Source organism: Streptococcus pseudopneumoniae, assembly GCF_001074565.1.
GTDB lineage: Bacteria > Bacillota > Bacilli > Lactobacillales > Streptococcaceae > Streptococcus > Streptococcus pseudopneumoniae_J.
Genome location: NZ_JUQX01000069.1, coordinates 1 through 2,060 on the forward strand (window position 1 = coordinate 1; position 2,060 = coordinate 2,060).

Annotated in this window: 2 protein-coding genes; both read left to right on the plus strand. The window is 37.2% G+C overall.

The genetic code is table 11. The features are described 5' to 3' along the window. The first annotated feature begins 547 nt into the window (after window positions 1-547). Complete coding sequence (locus ADI74_RS09925) at window positions 548-1,876, plus strand: Rep family protein (RefSeq protein ID WP_049538636.1); 1,329 nt, start codon at window positions 548-550, stop codon at window positions 1,874-1,876. Then, window positions 1,869-2,060: hypothetical protein (locus ADI74_RS11270; RefSeq protein ID WP_049537830.1), on the plus strand; the 192-nt coding region annotated here is incomplete at its 3' end. The genes ADI74_RS09925 and ADI74_RS11270, both read left to right, overlap by 8 nt.

The window sequence follows — 2,060 nt, forward strand, 5'->3', positions numbered from 1 at the left end:
GTAGCCTCTGGGCTAAAACTTGTTATGTAGGTCTAAAATTTCTGTATATGATGGGAGCTGGCCGCCTTGCTCCTGTCGGTTTACAAGTGAGCTAACTAGTAGCTGATAGCAACCGCAAAAGGGGCTTTTGCCCTGCGCGGTTGCGAGTATCAGCGCTTACTGGTTGGCTGACTTGTTCCGACAGGGCAATGCAACCAAGCTACCTAAATATGCAGAAATTTTAGTCAAAGAGTTTTTTTGAAGAAGTATATATCCATATTTCCAAAACCTATGCGCGGGCGCCATTCTAGGACTTGACGATAGAATGGTGCAAACCAAGGGTAATCCCTTGATTGGCAAGCTTTCCGTGGACATTACCGAAGGTGTCAGCGTAGCGTTAGGGAAACAAAAATGCCAAAAATTAAGGGTTTTTTCTTGGATATATTCTTGGATATATACGTGGATATATTCTCCAAAAAATGGAGTATATATCCAAAATTATAGAATAAAAAAACAAAAACATAGAAAGAATATGCAAAAGTCTTTCATGAATTGAAAAGGAAAAAGAATGACTAAAAGAATTAGAAACAGACGTTTCTTATTTGAGCAACAATTAAAGCCAGACTTTTGGGATTGGGCTGTATCGGATAAGAAATTACTTGAAAATTGGGAAGAGAATAAGACAAAGATTTTCAGATTAATCTTTGATCGTATCCGGGAATTGGTTGAGGAAGAGGAATTTGTGGAAGTGGCTTTTATCGTCCATGATAAAGATATTTCCTATGGAACTAAATTGGTTGAACCTCATATCCACGGTTATATTGATTTTCCAAAATTGATGGATTTGTCAAAAGTTGCTTTGGCTCTTGGAGTAGAAAAAGAACGCGTAGAAACTCCAAAATCAAGAGGAGGAAGACACCTAACACGCATCAACGCTTTAGCTTATCTTATTCATGCCAAGGATAAAGATAAATATCAGTATCCTGTTAGTGATGTGGAAACATTTGATACGCTTGATTATGAAGCCTTTATCAATCAGAATAAAGAAGATTTTGAGAAGTATGCTGCTACTAAAAAACGAGAGAAGTCCGATGAAAGTCTAGACTTGGTATTGTCTAAAGTTTACAAGGGAGAACTGACTTATTTTGATATTATGAAAGACGATAATTTGTATTATCTGATGGCAAACAATCGTCAGAAATTCCTTGAAGGATTTGATATTTTCGGAGAGCGTGAAAGTGTTCTACGCTTGGAAGCTCTGCAAAATGGGGAGTATGATTTGACAGTCTTATATATTCAAGGAAAACCTGGAATAGGGAAGTCTACACTTGCTAGAGATATTGCCTTAGAAGTACAGGGGGCGCTTGAAAATACAGGTTTACGAGGTGGAACTTATTCGGCAAGTGCTAAGAATCCTTTTGACAACTATTCAGGAGAAGAAATCCTGATTTTGGACGACTTGCGAGAGGATAGTCTAGCTCCTGCGGATTGGTTGAAGTTATTCGATCCAATCAACTCGGCTAGAATGTCGGCAMGMTATCGAAATAAGCTAGTAGTTCCGAGATTGGTTATTATGTCGGCTTATATGTCTCCAAAACAATTTTTTGGACAGATCCAGGAGGAAGATATAAACCAGTATTTAAGACGGGTCAATTATTCTTCTGAAATCGCTAGAAAGCATGGAATGGAAGAAAGGTTTTATAGTGTTTCAGAAGTTCGAGAGAATAGAGAAAATGGGCATTTCCAACGTCCTGATGGTTCTAGCGTCGTTTTGAACTTTGACTATGAAGATTTGTTTTGTTCGCAAGATAAAGACGATTTTATTCGTAAATTGCTTGAAGATTGTATCTATCCTAGAATATTACCTAAGAAAGCAAAGGACGTGACAAATGGCTAAAAAAATTGTGATGTTCTTTGATGAACGGTTAGATACTGACTTTCGTATAGTACGCTTTGGGAAGTGTATACCAGTAAGGCGAGAAATAGATAATATCTATATGTTCCTGAATGATAGGAATTTATGGAATAGATGCAAAAAAAAGATGCGTGAAAATCAATCACACATCAAAATAAAAAACCAA